Source organism: Paenibacillus sp. FSL H7-0737 (genome assembly GCF_000758545.1).
Lineage (GTDB): Bacteria > Bacillota > Bacilli > Paenibacillales > Paenibacillaceae > Paenibacillus_AQ.
In genome coordinates, this window is record NZ_CP009279.1 from 4,014,872 (window position 1) to 4,036,948 (window position 22,077).

At 39.1% G+C, this 22,077-nt stretch carries 27 protein-coding genes and 1 pseudogene; 4 read left to right on the plus strand and 24 right to left on the minus strand.

From position 1 onward, the window contains the following. Positions 1-33: 33 nt before the first annotated feature. Both H70737_RS17440 and H70737_RS17445 read right to left on the minus strand, forming a co-directional pair. Positions 34-585 carry a glutathione peroxidase gene (locus H70737_RS17440; protein ID WP_042189203.1) on the minus strand — a complete coding sequence of 184 codons (552 nt, stop codon included), beginning with the start codon at positions 583-585 and terminating at the stop codon, positions 34-36. A 251-nt stretch (positions 586-836) separates the two neighbouring features. Then, positions 837-2,006, minus strand: a complete 1,170-nt coding sequence (locus tag H70737_RS17445) for an MFS transporter (protein ID WP_042189205.1) — start codon at positions 2,004-2,006, stop codon at positions 837-839. 183 nt (positions 2,007-2,189) lie between these two features. Between H70737_RS17445 and H70737_RS17450 the strand changes: the two genes are divergently transcribed. Together H70737_RS17450 and H70737_RS17455 are read left to right on the plus strand one after the other, a co-directional pair. Further along, on the plus strand, positions 2,190-3,050 hold the full coding sequence (locus H70737_RS17450) for a LysR family transcriptional regulator (protein ID WP_231573292.1): 861 nt from the start codon (positions 2,190-2,192) through the stop codon (positions 3,048-3,050). Between the two features lie 153 nt (positions 3,051-3,203). Next, the gene (locus H70737_RS17455) at positions 3,204-3,605 is read left to right on the plus strand and encodes a VOC family protein (protein WP_042189208.1); all 402 of its coding nucleotides are present in this window, start codon (positions 3,204-3,206) and stop codon (positions 3,603-3,605) included. Positions 3,606-3,692: 87 nt separating this feature from the next. Here the strand turns inward: H70737_RS17455 and H70737_RS29870 are convergent, their stop codons facing one another. From H70737_RS29870 to H70737_RS17545, 18 genes are all read right to left on the minus strand, one after another. Beyond that, a complete protein-coding gene (locus tag H70737_RS29870; RefSeq protein WP_156113138.1) occupies positions 3,693-4,001 on the minus strand; it encodes a GNAT family protein in 309 nt (102 codons plus the stop codon). A gap of 127 nt (positions 4,002-4,128) precedes the next feature. Beyond that, entirely contained in the window at positions 4,129-4,689 is a 561-nt protein-coding gene (locus tag H70737_RS31295; RefSeq protein WP_231573293.1) for a phosphotransferase, read from the minus strand. A 598-nt stretch (positions 4,690-5,287) separates the two neighbouring features. Then, entirely contained in the window at positions 5,288-5,902 is a 615-nt protein-coding gene (locus H70737_RS29875) for a hypothetical protein (protein ID WP_052404331.1), read from the minus strand. Positions 5,903-6,220: 318 nt separating this feature from the next. Continuing rightward, entirely contained in the window at positions 6,221-7,108 is an 888-nt protein-coding gene (locus tag H70737_RS17475) for a stalk domain-containing protein (protein WP_156113140.1), read from the minus strand. A gap of 483 nt (positions 7,109-7,591) precedes the next feature. After that, positions 7,592-8,095 carry a DinB family protein gene (locus tag H70737_RS17480; protein WP_042189210.1) on the minus strand — a complete coding sequence of 168 codons (504 nt, stop codon included), beginning with the start codon at positions 8,093-8,095 and terminating at the stop codon, positions 7,592-7,594. A gap of 347 nt (positions 8,096-8,442) precedes the next feature. After that, positions 8,443-8,976 carry a GNAT family N-acetyltransferase gene (locus H70737_RS17485; RefSeq protein WP_042189213.1) on the minus strand — a complete coding sequence of 178 codons (534 nt, stop codon included), beginning with the start codon at positions 8,974-8,976 and terminating at the stop codon, positions 8,443-8,445. 223 nt (positions 8,977-9,199) lie between these two features. Next, positions 9,200-9,649 carry a hypothetical protein gene (locus H70737_RS17490; RefSeq protein WP_042189215.1) on the minus strand — a complete coding sequence of 150 codons (450 nt, stop codon included), beginning with the start codon at positions 9,647-9,649 and terminating at the stop codon, positions 9,200-9,202. 104 nt (positions 9,650-9,753) lie between these two features. Next, on the minus strand, positions 9,754-10,224 hold the full coding sequence (locus tag H70737_RS17495; RefSeq protein WP_042189217.1) for a peptide-methionine (S)-S-oxide reductase: 471 nt from the start codon (positions 10,222-10,224) through the stop codon (positions 9,754-9,756). Between the two features lie 257 nt (positions 10,225-10,481). Further along, positions 10,482-10,910 (minus strand): 3-hydroxyacyl-ACP dehydratase FabZ, encoded by a 429-nt coding sequence (gene fabZ / locus H70737_RS17500; protein WP_042189219.1) that lies wholly within the window; start codon positions 10,908-10,910, stop codon positions 10,482-10,484. A gap of 121 nt (positions 10,911-11,031) precedes the next feature. Next, positions 11,032-12,102 (minus strand): CHAP domain-containing protein, encoded by a 1,071-nt coding sequence (locus H70737_RS17505; RefSeq protein WP_042189221.1) that lies wholly within the window; start codon positions 12,100-12,102, stop codon positions 11,032-11,034. A 201-nt stretch (positions 12,103-12,303) separates the two neighbouring features. Beyond that, positions 12,304-12,696, minus strand: a complete 393-nt coding sequence (locus H70737_RS17510; RefSeq protein WP_042189224.1) for a hypothetical protein — start codon at positions 12,694-12,696, stop codon at positions 12,304-12,306. 42 nt (positions 12,697-12,738) lie between these two features. Beyond that, on the minus strand, positions 12,739-13,128 hold the full coding sequence (locus H70737_RS17515; RefSeq protein WP_081951156.1) for a GNAT family N-acetyltransferase: 390 nt from the start codon (positions 13,126-13,128) through the stop codon (positions 12,739-12,741). Between the two features lie 324 nt (positions 13,129-13,452). Then, positions 13,453-14,070: a hypothetical protein gene (locus tag H70737_RS29880; RefSeq protein WP_052404334.1), complete on the minus strand. Its 618-nt coding sequence runs from the start codon at positions 14,068-14,070 to the stop codon at positions 13,453-13,455. Positions 14,071-14,243: 173 nt separating this feature from the next. Further along, positions 14,244-14,984, minus strand: a complete 741-nt coding sequence (locus H70737_RS17525; protein ID WP_197071219.1) for a class I SAM-dependent DNA methyltransferase — start codon at positions 14,982-14,984, stop codon at positions 14,244-14,246. Positions 14,985-15,576: 592 nt separating this feature from the next. Further along, the gene (locus tag H70737_RS17530; protein ID WP_042189230.1) at positions 15,577-16,443 is read right to left on the minus strand and encodes an SDR family oxidoreductase; all 867 of its coding nucleotides are present in this window, start codon (positions 16,441-16,443) and stop codon (positions 15,577-15,579) included. Positions 16,444-16,445: 2 nt separating this feature from the next. Beyond that, positions 16,446-16,949, minus strand: coding sequence for a hypothetical protein (locus H70737_RS17535; protein ID WP_156113141.1), 504 nt, complete (start codon positions 16,947-16,949; stop codon positions 16,446-16,448). Between the two features lie 108 nt (positions 16,950-17,057). Beyond that, the gene (locus H70737_RS17540; protein WP_042189233.1) at positions 17,058-17,624 is read right to left on the minus strand and encodes a MarR family winged helix-turn-helix transcriptional regulator; all 567 of its coding nucleotides are present in this window, start codon (positions 17,622-17,624) and stop codon (positions 17,058-17,060) included. 57 nt (positions 17,625-17,681) lie between these two features. After that, entirely contained in the window at positions 17,682-18,029 is a 348-nt protein-coding gene (locus H70737_RS17545; protein ID WP_042189236.1) for a VOC family protein, read from the minus strand. Between the two features lie 311 nt (positions 18,030-18,340). Here H70737_RS17545 and H70737_RS17550 point away from each other — a divergent pair, with 311 nt between their 5' ends. Then, positions 18,341-19,153 carry a class I SAM-dependent methyltransferase gene (locus H70737_RS17550; RefSeq protein WP_042189238.1) on the plus strand — a complete coding sequence of 271 codons (813 nt, stop codon included), beginning with the start codon at positions 18,341-18,343 and terminating at the stop codon, positions 19,151-19,153. Between the two features lie 157 nt (positions 19,154-19,310). Here H70737_RS17550 and H70737_RS17555 read toward each other — a convergent pair whose 3' ends face one another. The 4 genes from H70737_RS17555 to H70737_RS17570 all read right to left on the minus strand — a co-directional run bounded on the left by H70737_RS17555 (position 19,311) and on the right by H70737_RS17570 (position 21,528). Next, entirely contained in the window at positions 19,311-19,565 is a 255-nt protein-coding gene (locus tag H70737_RS17555) for a cold-shock protein (RefSeq protein ID WP_052404335.1), read from the minus strand. 68 nt (positions 19,566-19,633) lie between these two features. Continuing rightward, complete coding sequence (locus tag H70737_RS17560; protein WP_042189240.1) at positions 19,634-19,882, minus strand: hypothetical protein; 249 nt, start codon at positions 19,880-19,882, stop codon at positions 19,634-19,636. Between the two features lie 248 nt (positions 19,883-20,130). Continuing rightward, positions 20,131-20,505, minus strand: a complete 375-nt coding sequence (locus H70737_RS17565; RefSeq protein ID WP_042189242.1) for a hypothetical protein — start codon at positions 20,503-20,505, stop codon at positions 20,131-20,133. Positions 20,506-20,760: 255 nt separating this feature from the next. After that, complete coding sequence (locus H70737_RS17570) at positions 20,761-21,528, minus strand: nucleotidyltransferase domain-containing protein (RefSeq protein ID WP_042189244.1); 768 nt, start codon at positions 21,526-21,528, stop codon at positions 20,761-20,763. A gap of 153 nt (positions 21,529-21,681) precedes the next feature. Between H70737_RS17570 and H70737_RS17575 the strand changes: the two are divergent. Then, positions 21,682-22,045, plus strand: a pseudogene (locus H70737_RS17575) (transposase); the annotation flags it as partial. Positions 22,046-22,077: the final 32 nt, after the last annotated feature.

A 22,077-nucleotide genomic window follows, 5' to 3' on the forward strand; every position in this document is an offset into this window, starting at 1 on the left:
CTGCCCGTTAGCTTAATCACTAATCTGATTCATTTACTTTAAAAGAAGTGATTCAATAAATACCTCTATGTCAAATGGTTCAGTCGTAGTTTCGTATCTACCATATATATGGCCGTTTCGATCGATTAAAAACTTTGAGAAATTCCACTTGATCCCGTCACCGGCATATATGTCCGGATACTTTTCCAGCAGAAAATCCTGCATCCATTGACCGCCTGATGTCTCAGTATCGAACCCTTGAAATGGTGCTTGCTGTGTTAAATATTGAAATAACGGATGAGCAGACGGTCCCCTAACCTCAACTTTCTCGAATAAAGGAAACTTAACTCCAAAGTTGCTCTCACAATATTCACGTACTTCCGAGTTACTCTCTGGCTCTTTCTCGTTAAATTGGTTACAAGGAAAACCTAGTATTTCAAACCCTTGCTCATGGTGTATTTCGTAAAGCCTTTGAAGATCAGGTAATTGGCGAGAATAGCTGCATCTACTAGCAGTGTTCAGAATAAGCAGAACTTTTCCACGATAAATTGACAATTCAACAGGCTCACCCTTAATTGACTTCGCTTGAAAATCATAAATAGACATCAGACCATTCCTCCGCAGTATTATTATAAATAACATAATATAGCTACAGGCTTTTATTGGTCTAATATATAAAAGAAATAATTTTTATAGAATGAACCTATAATCAAATATTACCTTAGTATATTGCCCGTTTAATTTACTAGAAAAGAGGAGCTACCATATAGGAAGCTCCTCTACTTATTTCCCCCCAACAAAATCCGTTTCTAAATTCATCATGAAAATAGTACATCCTCTCAGCTCTGGGGCTTATCCTAACTCGCTGGAGAACTTTTTTTATTACCTATAGCCAATTGAACGATAATCTGAAGCACGATGATTACAGCCAAACCATAGAATGCTTGGACGAAGCTGCCCGTTGCATCGTGGAGCCAGCCAATGGCTAGCGGCCCAAGCGCTCCGAGAATGTAGCCACCTGATTGGGTCATTGCGGACCAGCTACTGGCTTCCTGAGCATTGCTTGTTTCATCAATGGGCAACATCAGTGCAATCGGGAACAGTCCACCTGCTCCAATACCGAGTGGAATCGCCGCGAGCCAGGGGCTAACGGATATGTTCAGCATCAGGACACCCATCAACTCTAATAACGCACACCCGACAAGCCAGAATACACGTCTTTGGTAACGGTGTACAAGCATGGGAATGAACAACGTAGAGGGCAGAGATATCAATGTAAATAAGGTTTGGATGTTGCCGGCCGTCTCTTGACTATACCCCTGGCTTTGGATTGCTGGCGCAAGCCAAGCGGTCAACGAGTAGAAGATCGCTGCCATCAGCCCGAAGAATAATGTCAGCATCCAGGCACGCTTGTTGTTCACTGGAAGTGGTGCATTAAGTACACTCGAGATTTTACCGGATTGTCGATCTATGCGCGCAGACCAGGCTAATCTCAACCAGATCGGCAATGCAATGGCTGCGAGAAATGCCCATACAGCCAACGAGCCCCTCCACGAACCACCCAGCGTATGCTGAAGCGGAACCGATAATCCCACACTAATGCTGGCCCCCATCACCATCGCTGTAGAGTAGATGCCCACCATAGCTGCCACTCGGTCAGGGAAGTACTGCTTAATGAAGCTGGATAATAGCGGCCCTGCCAATGCAATTCCTACACCGGACAGAAAAGAAGTGAACATCATCAATGGAGTTGTACCAACAAACCATCGTAATCCAGTACCTAACCCAATGAGGATTAAAGCCAGAACAATTGCGCCCTCATTCCCCCACTTTCTGCTTAATCTTACGGAGAACGGAGCAAATATGCCCATGCATAATACCGGAAGTGTGGTTAACAGACTGGCGGTAATCCCGCTTATACCCAGATCATTCTGTACGGTGCTCATTAGAGGTGAAATGGATGTAATAGGTGGTCGTAAATTCAGTGAAGCCAGGATAAGCGCTAGGACGATATAAAAAAGTTTCATTATGAATCACCTCATGGTAGTAGTATCGTTACATTCACCCATCATCCTATTTTTTAACGACAGATCGTTGGGTGGTGCACGATTAAGTATAGAATCTTTAGAATGATTGAACAATACTATAGTTTCTATTAAAATGATTACTAAAACCAATGATTAGAGGTAATACATATGGAGATTCGTCAGATGGAAAACTTCATTGCTGTTTGTGAGGAGCTTCATTTTACACGAGCAGCTGAGAAGCTCGGTATATCTCAACCTACGTTGAGCCAACAAATACGCGCGCTCGAGGATGAACTCGGTGTTCCCTTATTTGACCGAGTCGGCAAAAAGATTGTGATGACCCAGGCAGGAAATCTGTTTCTGGAGCACTGTGTACAGATGATTCGGCATTTACAGAATACCCAGGATGCGTTAGCTGAACTCCGCAATGATCAACGAGGTCGCTTAGTAATTGGTGTTCTTCCTTCCGATCTGGACTATCGGCTCACTCCATTGCTCGTGAATTTTCATGCACGATTCCCCAAGGTACAACTGAAGGTTATCTCTTCGATCTATGTCTTGAATCAAGTGCTCGATAATGAAGTAGACATCGGTATCGAGATCACGTCTGCTCCTGATGATCGGCTTGTACGCATTCCTTTGTGCAGTGAAGAATATGTACTCGTCGTTTCCGAGAATCATGATTGGGCTGAACGAAGCACGATCGGAATCCAAGAACTGCGAAATATCCAAACTGTGATGTTCCCCGAAGGATTTACAGGCAGAGAACTGGTTGATGGCTATTGCCGTAAATATGGATTCAGTTTAAATACGATCATGGAGACCAGTTCGGCTACTTCCATTATTAGCTTGGTTAAAGCCAACGTCGGAGGAACATTGCTGCCTTATCGTTTGATCCAAGCGATGAATGAACCAACTCTACGCTGCATCCGAATTACAGACGATCCGCCATACCGTCACTTTGAGATCATTCATAGGTCCGACCGTTTTCTGACAAAATCGGCCAAGGCATTTATTGAGAAAACTATCGAGTATTTCAATTAAGAGTGAGTTGCGATATAGAGAAGAGAAGTTACTAAGGAAACCGCATAATGCATGACAGAAATGTCATTGCGGATTCTTTTGTAAGATTCGCTTCTGCTGCCAGAACTAGAGTATAGTAGGAGTTGTTAAAAATATATTCAGGAGGCTATAGCCATGCCACAGGAGATCTGGATTAACCTGCCGGTCAAAGATGTTGAGAGGTCAACTGCCTTTTTCAATGAGATTGGATTCCATGCAGTGAGCGTTGGTAACGAGAGAGCCAAGCTTGACATAGGCCAGACAACGATTCTGCTGTTCCCGGATGCAGCGTTTGAGAAATTCACAGGTTCTAAAACCGCAGATACTTCCCATAGCGCAGAAGTAATATTCTCCATTGGCGCTGAAAGCAGAGAAGAAGTAGATGCCTTTATTCAAAAAGTAGAGTCTGCCGGAGGAAACATCTTTGGCAAGCCGAGTGAAACTGACGGCTGGATGTACGGCGCAGGATTTGCCGACCTGGACGGTCACCGCTGGAACCTGCTGTACATGGATGAGAGCAAAATGCCTAAAAGCTAATATGAAAACGCCGGTCACCTGCTTAAGGTGACTGGCGTTTTTTTCACACCCACTATAATCTCATATCTGTAATTCAAATCACCTGGGTTAGCCTATCGTTTCTTTGACCAATAAAGAAGCATATCCTTTTTTTCTTAAATATAAAGGGGTAGCAATTGAACCAATCCCTTTTACAATTTGGTCATCAGAAAGATTTAGATCATATACGATGAGGGAGCTTAATAGTTGCTTTGTATCTGTTGCTTCAAGAACGTACCACTTTCCCTTTTTATACTTTTTGGAAGCCTGGCACATAGTTATATATGCTTCATATGGCAGATTATCTCCCCAAACATCATAGCCCATCTTATAAATTTCGATCATTTCCTCTTTTGTTGCTTCCCTAATTTTTTTCAAAGTACCTTTCCTTTTGTTTATGCGGTTATAGATTCTTTTCGACAATAAGCTTATCATGATCTCTATTCTTCTGAAGCAAAACTGCTCCCAAAATATCTGGGCTAACGTTCGCCGTTCGTTGAACAAACTACTCCCAGTAAGGAGTACCACTAAAGAGAAATTCTTCTTTATTTACATATCGCTTAAATTCCCGACTTGCTAATTTACTAATGTGACTGGGTAACCACTCATTAGATTCAGGCAGCCCAAGCCAAAAATTCATTGTTTCGAGTTGGGCTGCTACAAAGAAACCTTCCAAACGTTGAACATAGTTATGAGGCAGGTCGAATTGTTTTGCGTATGATTCTAGCAACTGGTTTCTGAATGCTGGGTGGATATAAGAAAGTGTCCAACCTAAATCGAATAAATAATATCCGAACCCACAAGCTCCAAAATCAATAGCTCTAGCTTCTTGTTCATGAAACACAAAATTACTTGGAATCAAATCTGCGTGAATTATCCCCCAATTGCCTGGTGTTCTTTCTATGTCGTTCATCATTAAAATTGCACACTCTCCGGCCAATTGCAGAATTTCCACATCATTTTTATCGAGCTCACCAGCGTTAGCAAGCTGTTTTAGCTTTTCTAATGATTGTGAAATTCTAAAATTATCAAATGACGGTCGAGTAAATGATGACGGAATTTCCAAAAAGATGATTGTTTATGAAGCTTTCCGATCAATTCGCCTACGCACTCGGCATCATTGACTGTTGGAACAAATTGTTTTTGATCACCATCTACCCATTTTAACAATGTACAGTTTATGTCAGCTATCTTAGTAACATATTCACCAATGTTATTTTTTATAGGTGATGGCAACACCAGATTTGTATCATTTGTTAATGATTCCAGCCAAATCATTTCTGAATGGATGACTTTTCCTCAGACCAAATACTTTCCATCGAATCATTTTTTGATAGATGTATTCGCAAACTATAACAGTTACTTTCCTTATCTGTCACTTTATAGATGGTGTTTGCATTTTGTCCAATATGAGCTATTGATTGATAAGTAATTGGATTACAAGTTAATGCTTCTATAGCAATATTCTGAGTATTTAGCACGGTATCTTCTCCCCTTGAAACAACCGAATAAGGACATCGTACCATAATATTTTCCAATAGTTTGAGAGAGAACACTTATATTTATATTTTATCCATCACTTAGTTTATTAAGATAACCTGCTCATCTATATGTATTATTCAACTATCGTGTCCCGTTAGCGGAACGCTTAATATACTTTTTTATTACTTTCCTCCAAGATGAAACACACCAATTACGGTTTCACCATCAACTTCATAGAGCGGAATATCACGACCACCTGGTGATCTACTGTTCTGTATCGCAATGGCTTCCTCGGGTGATTTTGGTAGCTCAACGTCTAAGTCTTTTTTCAGCACATATCCTTCAGTGCCATCCACACCTATAGCACTGATTAATTCAGGTTCCGTTTCTGGAGAAGTAGCATCTGCGCCAGAACCATATGTCTTTCCGTTTTTATTTTTAGGATAGTTCATATTCTTAGCGCCAATATGAAAAGAACCAATTATGGTTTTCCCATAAACATCATACACTGGGACATCGCCAGGTTCACCGAGATAATCTTTTTTCAGCAGATAGCCTTTAATGCCATTCACAATTCCTACATGGATTAAGTCAGGTAGCATTTCAACGGAGCTGGCTTCTTCAGCAGAACCGTATGTCTGTCCATGTTCATTTTCAGGATAGCTCGTATAATTAGTGTGGCTTTGATTAGTCGTACCTTTAGCATACGTGCTTTGGAATATCATTACACTTCCTACAACACAAACGATAAAAACCATACCCATCAATATTCTAATACTTTTAGAATACATCCGCATATTTGTTCACTCCTAAAAGTTTTCTCGCTCTTTACTCTATAGCCGTTGTCTGTACGTTGACATAAAGTTGCCTACATAAATGACACAAATTTACCTACATTGTTATTAATAACATTAAAGTATCCTTCAATACATATGGCCTTCCTTATTACCGATAAGTTTGTTATTCATGGTAAGAATAAAGACCATTGAATCTATAAAATGAATGATCACATCATCCATATCTTCACCATACATTAGCGATAAATCATTACGATAAAACGATTCCGTTTCAATCACTACTAGACAGATAGGGAAGCGTCTTATTTTTTGATTGGTTTACTGTGGAATGCTTTGAATAATATCACCGTAATTAAGGCCTGTGTATTTAAATGTTTTTACAGTTCCATCACTAAGCCTGTAATAACCCAAATAGGTACCATTATTATAATTATAAGAATCATTGTAAATATCGGAAATATACTCAGGTCTACTGCCGCCCAACGTAGTGGTATCATAACCAGGTATATTTACATCAGAAAATTGCCATATGGCCTTTGCCGTTCCATCATTAATCTCAACCACTGTTGTTACTGTTCCATTACTATAGGTATAGCGAGTAGTCTCTTTGGAGGCAAATGTATACGTGTAGTATTGAGAATTATCACTTTCTGCACTTACATCAGGTTTAAATGAGTAATTAATTGGTAAAGAAATGGCTACCAGGCGCGCCTGCTTTAAGTCTGATGAATTTATTGCGCTGAGATCAGGAATAAAGTTTTTGGATTGAATGAATAAAATCCCTCGTGTCTTTTCATAGTATAAGCTATATCCAAAAGCTTCACTAACAAACTTTGCGGGGACCATCATGCGACCATTATAATTATTTGCTTCACTATCCATTTGTACAGGTTTCCCATTTTTATAAGCAATACTCTCACCCTGAACCATTTGAAATATTTCATTAGAAGAATTAGTAATTGTTGCAGTGTGGCTTTTAGCGTCCCACGAATAATTGAGTCCGAGGGAAGCAAGCGTTCTAATTGGAACCATAATTCTACCCGCCTGTATAAAAGGATTAGTATCGGTAGAAATAAAAGATCCGTTAATGTTGACGTTTATAGATCTTGTTGTTGAGTTGGTAGTTGTAGAAGCAGCCGAACTAACGCTCGGAAGCATCAATAAAATTATTAAACAGATAGGAAACAACTTTTTAATGATAGACATATACAATTAATTCATTCCCTTCCAATTATTTTCACAATGTTTATAACGCGAAATTAAAAAAAATGTTGCGCTATATATTTTTTAAAAAGGTATTGCGTAACGATACATTATAAAATGTAAGCCAATACAAATACTCAGGCTTATGAGAAGATTGATATATAGCCCGTAATAATAAAAATAACCCTTTATGAACAAAAACATAAGGGGTTATTTTTATTAATATTGAAAGGGGAATTTAATTGATCGTACTCTAGTTGTATTATTATGTCATAATTTAACTGTCCTGCCCGTTAGTTGAACAATAAAAAACGACTGCCGAAGCAACCGCTATTCCACTAACGTTTCCCGTTAGTTCAATAGAATCAACAGTTTCAGTCCGATGGTATCCTCTTGTCTATGATTCAAGCCACCACTTTCAATCCTATGATAAAATACTTATAAATCCCACTATAGCCAAACGGCCAAAGCGGATATAATCTTACTCTAAATTACTGGAGGTAGCGCTCCGTACTCGGCCCACTGCTCTTTTGTCGGGCCGTAAAGATCCGGCACACGAAGGCCTGCCTGACGCATCAGGACTGTCATCTGGCCACGATGATGAATCTCATGCTTTACGAGAATATCCAGCATTAAGCCGTTTGGCCATTGATCACCATACATATCGCTCATGATAAGCAGATTCTCATCTTTCCAACTGGACTGCATAGCATCAAGGAGCGCTTGTGAGGTCCTCTTATAGACTGACGCGATGTCTGCTGCCGAAGCTGGCACCGGCATATCTTCGCCCGGTCCTTCGAAAGACAGTCCCGTCCGAGATGGCATTTCGTGCAACGTCTGTACAAGGTGCCATGCAACACGTCCAAGCGTTCTATGATCGCTTGTTATCTGTTGGCCAAGAGACTCGTCGGTCAGCATCTCCAGTGTCCGCATTGTTGCTTCCGTTTCATTCTGCCAAGTTGCGGCAAAATCTTTAATGTGTTTATACATATCCAACATCTCCTTTTTGTAATGGAATCAAGCTTATTATACCGAACATTAGTTCGCAAGTAAATATTTACATTTACTTAAACTACCCCCGTTAACCAAACGAAGCTGCCGAAAATCATTGCGCTAATCCCGAAATGTAATTAACTACGTATGGTTAATACTTTTGATCATTTTGTTTACGCTAGCCTGCCCGTTAGTTGAACAAAGGGCTACCTCTCGGCAGCCCTCTCATTATTGAACTATAGTTCCCCGTTAGCTTAATATGATATGCTTTAACGCTCGGAAAGCGGCAGCTAAGAAGTTTCTTCAAAAATTAGTGTAAAATCACTTTTCAAGCACATCCGCCCTTACAGATTCATTTCTCGATAATCACTGTCCAGTATACTGTAAAAGAATTGATTTACCCATTTACCTTGCCAGGATAGTTCTTCTCTAAATATTCCTTCTCTGACCATTCCTGTCCTTTCCAATACCTTGTATGAAGCGATATTGAATTCATTGCACATAGCAACCACTTTATGCGCATTCCAATCTTCAAAAGCATACTTCAACGCTATTTTTGCAGCTTCTACAGAATATCCATGCCCTCGATATTCAGGAAAGATACAATAACCAATTTCCCAACTTTCACGCTCTTTTGCATACCAATGAATATGCAGTTCTCCTATAGGTGTTTTTTTTGGATCATCAAGCTTTATTATGTATTGTTTATACCAATCACTATTAATTTTTTCTACTACATTCTTCCTAACTGCTTCCTTATCGGATAAAATAGCATCTTCGAAGTGCCATAAGGAAGTGCAAGTTTTTTTATCAACAATGAATTCTACATCGTCTAAAGTTGCCTGAGATAATATAATTCTTTCAAATCTTTTCACCATCCAATTTGGTTTTATTGTGATTTCATATAACGGATTATTAGCGAACTTCTTAAATAACTCTATATGTAGAGTATTCGTGAAATTATTGAGCTATCCCGCCCGTTAGCGTAATGATGATCTGTCATCTATGGTACGGTTCTACTTAATGGGGCGGCGAATTAATTTCATAAAGCACCCTCACTGCTTATAATATTCTAGCAAATGATCTTGCTTGTGCAGAGTGTTAATGCCCACGGATGTCAAGATCACTTAATGGATAGTTACTACTGCCCCAAGTATAAACAATATAATAGTTAATTAGTTTTTCATCTGCTTTCAATGCTTTGAATTTCAAGTTACCATTAAGAAAATCAATGTTATTACTCACTTGCTTTTCAACGATGTAACGCCACTCATTCTCGTGATACTTTGAATAAAAATGATTTAATTCTTCTAAAGTTAGTTCCGATTTGATTAAAATAGCGCCAAAAAATTGCATTCCATTACCATTCCCAATTAATTTTCCAGCTGATGATAAATCATCTATCAATTCAGTTTTGTCTGGCAAAGATACTTCTACTAGATCTTTTTTTATGGAATATGCAATATAATTGTTAATAAATGGAGTGGATACGACTAGTAAAACAAGAGCACCTACTGCAATTATTAAAATGATTATGAATGTTTTCTTCAAGTTAACACCACTCTCAAAAAATATAAATATCCTACCGAACCACACAGGTTCAATACACTTAGAAACCCCTTTTTATTAATTTAGACGCAGTTTAATATTCTCCCTTACTTATACCTGCTTAATATTTCTTCTGGAATATGACAATAATCATTTGGACATTTAGCTAATCTATCTTGATGTTCTTCTGCACTTCTCACATAGTTTATGAGAGGTAATACTTCAACAACTATAAGGTCATAATCATTTCTCTCACTAAGAAACGCCTTCGCCTCTTTTAAGTGTTCAGGCTTTTCACTATATACTCCTGTTCTGTATTTCTCGCCAACGTCCTGTCCTTGTTTATTCAAACTGTATGGATCAATGATTTCAAATAAATACCCCATTAATTCACTGATCGTTACAACTGTCGGATCAAATCCTGTTTTTACAGATTCGGCGTACCCATCATAATCACCCTCAAGTGTATGACTTGTTCCATTAGCTCTTCCTGCTTCTGTAAACTTAACTCCAGGTAAAGTTTTTATAAAAGCTTGTACTCCCCATAAACATCCACCTGCAAAATATACTACTTCCATATTGACTCTCCTCTTCGTTTAAAAACCAAAAAAATTCATTCCAACTAAATAGGAAGAAAAAACTGTAGTTACTAAGTCTACTACACATTAAAATAATGACAAATTTTCTTATTCCACATTATGTACCGATTGTTGAACACAAATTAAACAACACTGTTCAACTAACCTGCCCGTTAGCTTAATGAAAAGAGCAGGATACCGAAGCACCTGCTCATCAATGTGTATTGTTCAATTGTCGTTTCCCGTTACATTAAAACCTAAATCGAACTGAATGCAAACATAATTTCAGATTCGCATACCAATTCATTATTTACCGTGGCGACTCCCTTTCCTTTGACGATTTGTCCCTTGATTCGAATTACATCAAATACAAGATGGAGTTGGTCTCCTGGTTTTACTTGTCGTTTGAAACGACAATTATCAATACCAGTCAGTAAGCCTATTTTATGATTGTTGCTTTCAACGTTAGACATAGCGACTCCACCGACCTGTGCCAGTGCTTCTACAATTAAGACTCCAGGCATTACGGGATAGTCAGGGAAATGACCGAGAAAATAAGGTTCATTAATGGTTACATTTTTAATCCCAACAGCTCTCTTCCCCTCATTAATCTCCAATATTCTATCGACCAAGAGAAATGGATTCCGATGAGGAATAATCTCTTTAATTCTTTCAATATCAATCATGGATTTGCCTCCCTAATCGGTTTATTACCATTTTATCGCCTTTGGGTTAAACTGGCCCGAAAAAAACTCAACATAACTCTTATTAAACTATCCTATCCGTTAGCGTAATAACTGCTCGAAATCAATAACCAAAGGGTACATACTCTCCATTGAAATGATAACGGTAGCCGTTATCTATTCGGACATATCCGAGTATACAATGATCTCTCCCCCTGAATGAGACACTAGAGTAGTTTTTATTGTCTTTATTACCTTCAGCAATCAAAATTTCATTGTCTTCACAAGCTAAAACAATTCCGATATGATCGTGAGAATTATCGGAGAGAAGCTTATCGAAAATAACAATATCACCACGTGCCGGATTAAATTCTTCTTGTTTAGCGTCATAGAAAAATCTAGTTTCGGGCAGCTGAGCCCAATCCAACCACGCACCAACCCCAGCTAGACGATACATTCGGTTAGGATATCGAATTGGAAGAAGTATTCCAACCTGCATACAGCAGTAGTATACAAATGCAGCACACCAGTTACCTTCTAGTACTTTATAGATATCAGAGTCCGGCCAATACTTGCAAATTTCCCGATAACGTTCATCTTCCGGTACCCCGATTATGTTTTGCTCTGCGAGCTTTTCCACAAAATCAGCCAGCATAAGTCGTCTGTCTTTAGTTTCTCTATTTAATGCTTCCACATCTACGTTTAATTCTGTATCTACATTTCCCTCCTGAATCCCTAATTCAATAAATACATTTTGTAGTCTATGTATATCCGTCTTAAGTAAATGATTTCCTGTATTTTGAAAGTACCTCTGCAATAAAATAGCGTCTTTAATAACTTCCTCATCTGGTCCATGAACTCGATTTCTGTCTTCTTGATAAAAGATTGATCTAAGAATTACTAAGATCTCTTCGTCGGTAAAGATTTGAGTGCTACGTATTATAGATCTTACCGCGTCTGCGCTATTGTGACCAGGAAAGGTATTTATTCCAGTTTTATAGAAATAAAAATCGTGTAGCATCCCCGCGATCGCAGCTATTTCCGAATCTTGTCCTCTTCTCATAGCGAGTATCGAAGCGAAGGTAGACACTCCTGAAAGATAAGCCCAAGCTTCCTGATTCTTGAAGCTGCTCTGCATTTCACAAACAAGGGATCGAACAATTTCAAGACGCTTAGATTTCTTCTCACATATCATAATTCATTCCCCAATCCCCGAACTAACACAAGCTTATGTCCGTAGCCTCTCTGTACTCATAAAACTAACGTTTCCCATTAGTTCAAGTAAGTTTTTTTAAAATGTTTGTATAGATCCATGTGAGTCTTGCTGTACTAGTTAATCCGTATCCGTGCAATCCAGTACAGACTTTTGACATCTATGACTCCGTTACCAACTCCTTTACTTTAGATGCAAAAGTCTCCCAGCTGTATCATATCCTACATTAAACGTCCACCCGTTAGATCTAAGCTTTTCACCTAAATAGATGTAATCGGCGCGTTGCTTATCATTTAGGTTTACATCTAAAATCTCGTCACCAACCTTGAACTCGTTCATGTAATCGTACATTTTCATAAGGATATCTTCCTTATCCTTATCTCTTTCCATTCCACTGTGTAAGATAATTGAATCGATGGCATCATCTAGTTTCTGTGTAACAAGAGTTTCATTATTCCAATTATGATCTTGTTGATACTGTATAGTTGCTTCAAGTTGAGCTAAATCTCGGTGAATGTTAGCATTCAATAATTCATATTTCAATTCTTGATTTCTGCTATCCTTTTTCTGATTCATAAAAAAGACAACATTACCGTTAGCTCAACGAGTCATTTGAGGTTATATCTCGCTAGGTGGTCTGCTCAATCGAGTGTCCGGTTTATAATATTTTGTTACCCAATGGTTTAATGACTTTGCTTTGAAACCAAGACTCTTATACAATTTTATTGCAGGATTGCCTTTCACAACCCCGAGTGTCACGTTTTTCCCACCTCTTCGCACAATTTCATTTACAAGAAATGAAATAAAAGCTCTTCCGTATCCTCGTGATTGAAGATCTAGATGAACGGACATATGACTCAGTTCAACCCCGTCAATAATTCCGACTGCTGCTATTTCACTATCAATAAGCATCACGAATCTATTGCTTCTATCTTCGGCGAATCTCATCCGCTCCGTTTCGTTAGGAGGATAATAGTAAGACGGAAGAATCCCCACGCGTTCATGCATTTCGTAAAAAGCTATTTCTCAAATGTTATGACATATTACATAATCATCATCTTCGTATTGCCTTACAGTAATATTAGTTTCAGGAAAAAGTACACCTTCACGCTCCATGATAAAGGATGAGTAACTTATGTAATACCCATGCGCATTTTGTTACTCTGTTGAAATTTTCAGTTGTTCCATCTGCATTCACCTAATACGTACTTTATAATAATCAGACCATAATTTCACAAAAATAGATTTCTCTATACTACCCGATTAGTTGAACAAATAAAACGGCTGCCGAAGCAACCGCTATTCCACTATCGTTCTCCGTTAGCTTAGTTTCTAAAATACAAATTCTGTCTCGTTGTTTTCCTTATCAAGATATATAACCCTACAGGAATCTTTCCAACTATCCCAATTTAATACGCTATCAACATCCACACGGAATAATTCATTATATGGTACATTCATAGGATTAGAAAAATCATAAAAAACAAGTTCATAGGGGCATGCCCAATAGCATCCATCAATCACTATTAGTTTTTTTTGTTGAAAATATATTATTTCCCCCCAGCAAAATCCATGCCCTTTATAAGCCTCTTCGGGAACATAATGATTGGTTTCTTTATTTGATAAATTAACAATTGAATACCCCTGATAATCTAACCCACACAACAGATATTCTGTGCCATCTACCTCCAACCAACTAAATAAGAATGGGTCATAATTTCTATATATTATGTCGATGATTTTATGCTCACTATCCATAACAATCCCTTTTGTGTAATTATGTCTGTAAAAACCTTCAACATGGTTATAGTGATGGATTTCAAGTTTGAACTTTCCTGAAGGTGAATGAATAATTTCAGTTTTCTCAGAGATGTAAAATTCATCTTGAAAATAGTACATCATCTCAGCTCTTTCACTGAGAAACTGTGAGTCCTCAACAATATTCCTCAAATTCTATCACCTCGCTTTAGTATTACAAATTGTACCATATTTTCAGACAGGCTATTACGCTATCTTGCCGTCTAGTTGAATAAAGGCGGACTTTAAGGGGGAATCTGCTTAGGATCACCAAAAATCCCCTCGACCTGAGGGGATTTTTCCTATTGCAATGCATTACGTCTCTCCTAACATTTCCTACAAACGCTAATGATAGATGAAGATGACGGAGAGAACGGCGTTTTATCCCAGTTAGCATATTGATGTTCGACGCGAAAGCCGTGACGGGTTAATAAAGATTGCAGTGTAGCCTGATCTGTAAACCGACAAGCAATTCGGGAAGTCGTTCGTTTATCCCCCCAATCACGCATCGTGACCCAATGCATGATATGTTGGCTAGCATCGTAATATTGTGTACCTGATACCTTGACGTTTTTCCCATCCTTATCAATAAATGATCCCCATTTTGTCTCCTCTTGATCGGATAAATCCGTTCCCATCGGATTACGGGTCTCGAATGCAAAGATTCCATGGGGTTGTAAATGTTTGTGAACGGTAGTAAGCAAATCGTTTTGATCTTGATCACTTAAGAATGCCTGAAATGCATTGCCAGTCAAATAGATCATCGAAAATCGCTTGTCCGATTCGAAGGTACGGGCATCGCCTTCCATAAAAGTAACAGTCAACCCTTCCGCCTTCAGCCGCGCATATGCGAGCATCGCCGAAGAGATATCTACGCCGGTCATCGTTATACCGGCTTTTGACAGTGGTATCGTTGTTAAGCCTGTACCACAAGCAAGTTCTAACACTTCGCCAGGACTCGATCTTGCAAGCTCAAGATAGAACTGATATTTGTCCATTTCACCGTCAAATTCAAGATCATAATTTAGCGGATCCAGATATTCTTCAAGATTGCTATGTTCAATCAACGCTATCCCCTCTTTCATTTCAATGTTACATTAGAGAAAAAATAATTTTCATTAGGAAAAACATGTACTTATATAGACTCAAAAAGGATAATCAAAATAAAAGCCCTCTCGATAACCCTCGTACTTAACAGTATTATTTTACTATTTATTCGATAAACCGTTTGGTAATTCATAGTTATAATCAATTTTTATCGAACCTTACATAACTACTTTTTAAGTCGATAATCACTACTTTATCCTGACCGCAATAGAATAATTAGAGGCCGACCCAACAAAATGGTCATCTTTTTTTCATATTCGGTATAGCATCTTTCTTTATTCGATACAGGTGATCGAGTAAACGATATCTCGTTCCCATCTTCAAGCCGAAACTGGTTCGCAGACACCGTGTCGGAACAATAACCGGGCCAGATGACGCAAAATTATTTCGACTGCGGTACCATTCCGTTAACCTGCTGTTAGCTTAAATGAAAAAGAAGAGCTACCCTATAGGAAGCTCCTCCACTAACGTTCTCAGTAAGCTCGATGACTTATCTAAATCGGAATAAAATTCTGCTATCGACACAAATATCAGAATAGGTGGACTCCACCTCTACCGGAAATTTTCTACACACTCATGTAGAAAGGCGTCTAGTGTGCGTGGCTCTCTGCCGAGCAAGCGCTTCACAGTGTCATTTGGACTTTCTGGCACCATCCTAGACATGGTTTGAATTTCCACAACGTGGTTCGCGAGCCAAGGAGGCAGATTCCCGTGCTCGATAAGATTACGGAGTAGTACTTGGGGTTCCAAGTTGATGTAACTTATCGGCCGATTAAGCAGGGCAGATAGTCGACTCGCGATCTGGGGATAACTGAAAATCTCCGAACCAGTAAGCGTATATATATGGCCTGATACCTTGTGGTTGGTCAGAACTTCTGCGGCAACGTCTGCAATATCGCGACAGTCTATAAAGTTACACGGTGAAACGCCCATGGAGCCGAAGAAAACATTTTGGGTTGTGATCGTTGGTGCAAAGCGCCTTAAATTTTGCATGAACGCATAGGGGCGCAATACGGTGTGGGTGAGACCCGATTCTCTCAGCGTGTTCTCAATTTCTTGATGCCAGCCCGCCACTGCCACTGGAGAGCTCTGCTCAAAGGCTGGACTGGATATTTTTACGATGTGTTTGATTCCAGATTCGGCGGCAATCTGAATGATAGAGGTTTCCAATTCGATTTGTCTTGGACTGTTGGACATGGCAAGGAAGAGCTGGCTAGCACCTGTAAACACGCGTCGCAGCGATTCAGGATCGGAAGCATCCACCCTTGCGACCTCAGTAGTCGATCGGCCTTTTTCTCCGATCTGATCACGCAACTTCTCTGGCTCTCTGCTCAGCGCCCTGACAGGTATGCCAAGATAAACCAAACGTTCCAAAAGCGCACTTCCAATCGTACCTGTTGCTCCCATAATAACTATCATTTTTATCTTCTCCTTTTAGATGAAAAATTAGTTGTGACGGCAAGTCGCCACCGCCATGTCACTATCGTGCTCGCTATGAATCCAGACAACGGGAAATCGATCCAGACACGATTTACCCAGGCCAAGTGATTACTCGGAATCATAATTTCTACTACAACAGATGTCACCCATGCAGCGTATAGTCCAAATGAGGACCCGGTCATTGCGAATACCCCTACCACAACCAAGTGAGGTGCACCGATGACCCATCGCAAATGGCCCACTCGGCTGTGCAACAAAAGCCCAATCATCAAGGCCATCAAGGCCGATGCACCGCCAATTGTGGTCAATGCCGCTATTTGAAGCCCCCTATCTGCAGTAACCAATCCCCCGATACCTGCCATAATGGCAGGAGCAGCATAGGCCATTACAACTTCACGCCATAGTACAAAAGTCTTTTTCTTGGAACCAGCAGCCTTGATGCCGTAAACATCATCTGTCTGATTCGAGTATTTCATCTGGTTCATTTACTTGCTCCTTTCTTCTTTGAAGTAGTTCAATGATTGCGTTCAGCTAGATATAATTAGGTGCCTAACTATATAAGAGTAAAAATAGGCTAGCTTCACTAGCCCATTCTACTCATTACTGATATTTCCCTTTGGTTTCGAGCCTAATTCGCCCGTAAGTGCTGAGATGCCTTGTGTAACTCGACCTAGCAAGTCGAGAAATACGCTGCGTTCTTCGATGTTGAGCAAGCCCACCATTGCTTCCAGCCGAGCGAAATGCTCAGGAGCCATTTCACGGAGCTTCTTCGCTCCTTCTTCCGTTAAAACGACTGATTTCTGACGTCCATCGTCTGAGCTTGATCGCCGAGATACTAGCCCATCTCGTTCAAGAATGTCGATAAGACCAGTCACTGTAGCACGTGTAACGCCTAGATGCTCCGCCAATTGCGAAGGCAATTCTTCTCCTTCGTTATCTTCAAGATCTGCCAATAAACGATAACGCCCTGTTGATAAACCGAATCTAGAGAAATGAATCTCTGAGGCGTGTCCAAGCATGGCTCCCGCTGCCATTAGCCTAGACGCGACGAGTATAGCCTGTGCGTCTATGTCTAGGTTATAGCGATCAATCTGACGCTTGGATTGTACAAGCGAGGGAATAGCCTCAATGTCATTTATTTTTTTATTATTGTTGTTCATATATGTAGTATGGTCCCTAACTACTTTTGTGTCAACTCATTTTTATTGCACAGCTCTTTATTTCTCCCAAAGCTCGATCAGTCGACCTTCAGGATCCTCAATCCAAACAAACTTTCCAAATTCACTAATTTCTTCTTTCTTTGCAAGTGGTATACCAATATGCTCAAGATGCTTAATAGTCTCGTCTAGATTATGTACTTGGAAATTTAACATCACTTGTTGTTCTGTTGGAAAATAACTATCATCCTCGGTAAAGAAAGAAAAGATAGTCTCATTTCCTGATTGGGGCTTTATCACAGTCCCATTCCAATGATCTATTTCTATCTTCAAGGCCTCACTGTACCATTTTTTTATAACTTCAAGATTCTTAGTTCTCCAAAAGATTCCTCCGAAACCTTTGATCATCGTATTTATCTCCTGTCTGTCATCAATTTTTTAGCTATCCGTTCTCAATAGATATTCGAGATTTAAATTTAAGTTCCTTTTTCAACTATCTTGCCCATTAATTGAACAAATAAAAAACTACTGCCGTAGCAACCGCTATTCCACTATCGTGTCCCGTTAGCGCAATGAGTCTACTACATCAAGTGGATGCTGTATGGAAGATTTTAGGTAGATGTATTCATAGAATAATGGTACATTATTTTGGAATCAATAGCGCGCAAGTCAGGATATACATTTAGACTAATATTTTTATATTGGGGGATGGTACTGGCATGGACAAGAATTCTGTTTATAGAACAAATATTATAGGTGCTGGCGAGGTTGGTAGCGCTATCTCGGTCGATATGGACAAGAATGTTATTCATGAAACTAACAGCTTGTTTTGGGATACAAAAGGAAATGATATTTTAGGAGCAACCGCGCTTCCTTTATATGGAGCATTCGTCTCAGAAGAAAAATGCCAGCTTTTTGGCGATATTTCAGGAAAAAAGATGTTGGAGATAGGCTGTGGAAGCGGTCAATCCTTGCAATATCTCGGGGAACGTAAAGCATCTGAACTATGGGGTATGGATATATCAGAAAACCAAATCGAAAAAACAAGAGAATACTTATCAGATCACGGACTTTCAGCAAAATTAATCTGTTCACCCATGGAAGAAAAATGTGGACTACCTGAGGATTATTTTGACTTTGTTTATTCGATTTATGCTATAGGCTGGACAACCGATCTTGAGGGTACTTTTAGCAGGATTGCTTCTTACCTAAAAAAAGACGGCGTATTTATTTTCAGTTGGTCTCACCCTATACACAAATGTGTTGCTGCAGAAGATGATATGCTTGTTTTTAAAAAATGTTACTTCGATGAATCTTGGTATTCGGTAACTCTTGACGAAAGTACGCTAACATTAGCTGACCGTAAACTATCAACCTATGTGAATGCGCTCTCAAAAGCGGGATTTGTTATTGAAGAAATGATTGAGCAATCTGATGATGAAATTATTCAATTGCGGGACGATAACGACGATTTTGCAAAAAAAGCAAAGATGCTTCCTGTAACTTTCGTAATCAAAGCAAGAAAACTGTAATTAGTAGTTGAAGATAAATGCCCGTTAATTGAATAAAGGCAGCCGATCATGTTGACTGATTGACTGCCTTATCGTGTTTATATTGAACTATCGTCTCCTGTTAGCTTAATTATGATTCCCGAAAGTCCATACATTCATCAAGTACGTCTCGATTTCTTCATTCCTCTAATATTTGCACATTCTTAGCTGTCCTACGCTGAGAATCAACTATATTCGGAAACTCGAATAGGTCGAATTCAACTTTTTGACCCTCTTTAAGGAACCGAAAGCCGTTCGGTAACCTAATAGGGTCTGGTAGTATTTCGCTGAAGTGTACAACAACATGGTAACCTTCCTGGCCGTCTAGCATTATCCGTCCGTAACCTTTATCTTCTTTGTACCATTTGACAACACCCCATCTTCTTTCCGCCACCTAAGCACCTCCTCTGTAACTTTATGGTACAACTCATTATGTGCTCACATCGCGTTGAATGAGTTATCTCATTTGATTTTTTTCGGAAACCCATATACAAAAAGTATCATACCGAGAAACGCAAGGATTGGCACAAAGATATTATCGAAGAAGCTTGTAATATGAATTTCAGGTAGGGCATTGAACATATTTGCTTCGTACAACGCTGCAATTTCATGGCTGCGAGCTATCAAAGAGCCTACTCGTTCGATTGCATAGATTACTCCAGCGGAAATTAGAAAGGATGCACCTAGTTTTCTGTAAAAGTCGTTGCCCATGAAATATTTGTCTCCTCCTCTATTTTTTATTGAGTACTTCTTCCATCATCCCACTTTACCACATTGTTCCAATTTTTTGAGTATCAGAATATCATTACATAACCTAATGCTAATAATGTGACGCTATAGCGCCACAAATTGTAAGTATTCTGCCGGCTAATTGAACAATAAAAAACGGCTGCCGAAGCAGCCGCTATTCTACTGTCGTTCTTCGTGAGCTTAATGATTTACTTTGCTTCGGACGAATCCTATTGCTCTTTATTGTGAACTTCATGGATTATATTTGTTATGTCGTTAATTTTGCGGGAACAATATTTTAAAATAGGGTTAGCCCAATATTCGGGTCCAGTTTCATCATCACCAATTTTCACTAAATTCAATGTATACACACCCTCTGAACGCATAGCTGGATACCATCCTAAATCCAAAATCAAACCTGTCTTTTCATTTCTTAAATAGAATATATCCTCATGTAGCTCCCATACATAAGAAAATGAGTCGTCATGAAAGTCATCGGGATTAATTTCATAAAAATGATTCCATAAGACAGTCCAATCTGACGGAATATTTAATGGCACCAATTGTAGACTCATGTTAATAACACATCCCTTAACAATCTTCATATTCAAATCTCCGTGATTGTCCAAGTTATCCTGCCCGTTACTTCAATGAAAAAAGCAGGCTACCGTAGCGCCTGCTCATTAATGTGTATTATTCAACTAAAGTTCTCCGTTAGTTCAATAGTCTTATGTTTTAATTAGAGTCGCTGCTTATAGTTGTAAGGCTGCTGAACACCTAATGCAGTGACGTCCCGACGGGCTTAGGGGGCTGGATGTGGTCACTCGCTTCTGAGAGTGACCCGGAGCGTCAATATGGTGTTAGCCGAAGGAAGTTCTGGAAGCAGCCATTGCATTTAAGGCGTTCTCAAAATAGCTATATACTTCATCTGCAATTCCCAGAAACTCTTCAACAAGTACATTACTATCCAAGTAACAAGCATACAGATAATCAACTAAAGCGGAGTCAATCTCACAATAGTTTAATATGGCATTCTTCATCTTAATAATGTCATCTTGCCATACACCTGTATCTTCTAAAACCAAAGAGTATAATGCACGAATTAATCTCTTAGAGTAACCTTTAATATATCTAGTTTTCATTGTGTTATCATTAGCATTAGAAAGTAAACTATGTATATGATCTACTTCCTCCTTGGTCTCTGTATTTAAGTCTAAAATGAACTCTGGAGAAATAATTATCGGTGGTACTTTTTCACCAACGTCATGACCATATATGCAAACACAAATTATCTTTACCCAAAAACCCCACTCATTTGGTTTACTTAATACATCGTCAATCGAGCAAATTATCGTATCAATCTTAGTTACTACTGGATATTCTTCCAAAAGCCTGTCTTTAATATTTGACAATCTTTCGTAATCAATATCTTTGGGATTTACACATACAATAGTAAAGTCTGCATCTGACTTAAAAGGTTTAGCAGTTCCTTTTGGAATCGAGCCACACATATAAATGCTATGAATCTTACCTTTAAATTCGGTAAGTATATTATCTATATACTTATCAACAAAATCCTTATATTCACTTTGTATTACAATTCTATTTATAACTTTTTCTAATATCATATAGACTCCTCCTAAACTAAGAACTTCTTTCGGCTAACGTCTTTTTTGCGAACTTCGTAAATTCGTCATGACTTAAGTTATTCGCGAAATCATTCAACTATCCTGCCCGTTAGCTCAACGGCATCCACGATTTGACGCCTACTTCAATAAAAAAGAGAACAGGGCAAGAAAGGCATCGACAAAAACCAAGCAGACACCTATTATTTTAACGTTGAACAGTGCAAGCATTGTCCGTTTGAAAGAGGGTTGTTATAAAGAAGGATCGAAGAGCAAAACCTACTCTGTAACGATTAAATCTGAAGAACATTCGGAACAGATTGCGTTCCAGGAAACAGAGTACTTTAAAGAAAAATCTAAGGAACGCTACAAAATTGAAGCGAAGAATAGCGAACTTAAACATGGGCACGGGTATGATGTAGCTACATCCTCGGGTCTGATTGGTATGGAATTACAAGGTGCGATGAAGATATTCGCCGTGAACTTAAAGTTTTTTGCAATGGTATGGAGCCGAGCTTAACCAGTTGAGAACCCTGCAGATCCCTTCGGATC

Bases quoted from the DNA above. Each gene is read 5' to 3' on its own strand.
- H70737_RS17455 (WP_042189208.1), top strand. From the start codon at position 3,204: ATGCCACAGGAGATCTGGATTAACCTGCCGGTCAAAGATGTTGAGAGG.
- H70737_RS17475 (WP_156113140.1), bottom strand. From the start codon at position 7,108: ATGTCTATCATTAAAAAGTTGTTTCCTATCTGTTTAATAATTTTATTG.
- H70737_RS17550 (WP_042189238.1), top strand. From the start codon at position 18,341: ATGGACAAGAATTCTGTTTATAGAACAAATATTATAGGTGCTGGCGAG.
- H70737_RS17515 (WP_081951156.1), bottom strand. From the start codon at position 13,128: ATGCATGAACGCGTGGGGATTCTTCCGTCTTACTATTATCCTCCTAAC.
- H70737_RS17485 (WP_042189213.1), bottom strand. From the start codon at position 8,976: ATGGTGAAAAGATTTGAAAGAATTATATTATCTCAGGCAACTTTAGAC.
- H70737_RS17530 (WP_042189230.1), bottom strand. From the start codon at position 16,443: ATGATAGTTATTATGGGAGCAACAGGTACGATTGGAAGTGCGCTTTTG.
- H70737_RS17565 (WP_042189242.1), bottom strand. From the start codon at position 20,505: ATGAAGATTGTTAAGGGATGTGTTATTAACATGAGTCTACAATTGGTG.
- H70737_RS17535 (WP_156113141.1), bottom strand. From the start codon at position 16,949: ATGAACCAGATGAAATACTCGAATCAGACAGATGATGTTTACGGCATC.
- H70737_RS17570 (WP_042189244.1), bottom strand. From the start codon at position 21,528: ATGATATTAGAAAAAGTTATAAATAGAATTGTAATACAAAGTGAATAT.
- H70737_RS17480 (WP_042189210.1), bottom strand. From the start codon at position 8,095: ATGTATAAACACATTAAAGATTTTGCCGCAACTTGGCAGAATGAAACG.
- H70737_RS17505 (WP_042189221.1), bottom strand. From the start codon at position 12,102: ATGATATGTGAGAAGAAATCTAAGCGTCTTGAAATTGTTCGATCCCTT.
- fabZ (WP_042189219.1), bottom strand. From the start codon at position 10,910: ATGATTGATATTGAAAGAATTAAAGAGATTATTCCTCATCGGAATCCA.
- H70737_RS17445 (WP_042189205.1), bottom strand. From the start codon at position 2,006: ATGAAACTTTTTTATATCGTCCTAGCGCTTATCCTGGCTTCACTGAAT.
- H70737_RS29875 (WP_052404331.1), bottom strand. From the start codon at position 5,902: ATGCGGATGTATTCTAAAAGTATTAGAATATTGATGGGTATGGTTTTT.
- H70737_RS17510 (WP_042189224.1), bottom strand. From the start codon at position 12,696: ATGAATCAGAAAAAGGATAGCAGAAATCAAGAATTGAAATATGAATTA.
- H70737_RS17440 (WP_042189203.1), bottom strand. From the start codon at position 585: ATGTCTATTTATGATTTTCAAGCGAAGTCAATTAAGGGTGAGCCTGTT.
- H70737_RS17540 (WP_042189233.1), bottom strand. From the start codon at position 17,624: ATGAACAACAATAATAAAAAAATAAATGACATTGAGGCTATTCCCTCG.
- H70737_RS17545 (WP_042189236.1), bottom strand. From the start codon at position 18,029: ATGATCAAAGGTTTCGGAGGAATCTTTTGGAGAACTAAGAATCTTGAA.
- H70737_RS17450 (WP_231573292.1), top strand. From the start codon at position 2,190: ATGGAAAACTTCATTGCTGTTTGTGAGGAGCTTCATTTTACACGAGCA.
- H70737_RS17495 (WP_042189217.1), bottom strand. From the start codon at position 10,224: ATGGAAGTAGTATATTTTGCAGGTGGATGTTTATGGGGAGTACAAGCT.
- H70737_RS17560 (WP_042189240.1), bottom strand. From the start codon at position 19,882: ATGGGCAACGACTTTTACAGAAAACTAGGTGCATCCTTTCTAATTTCC.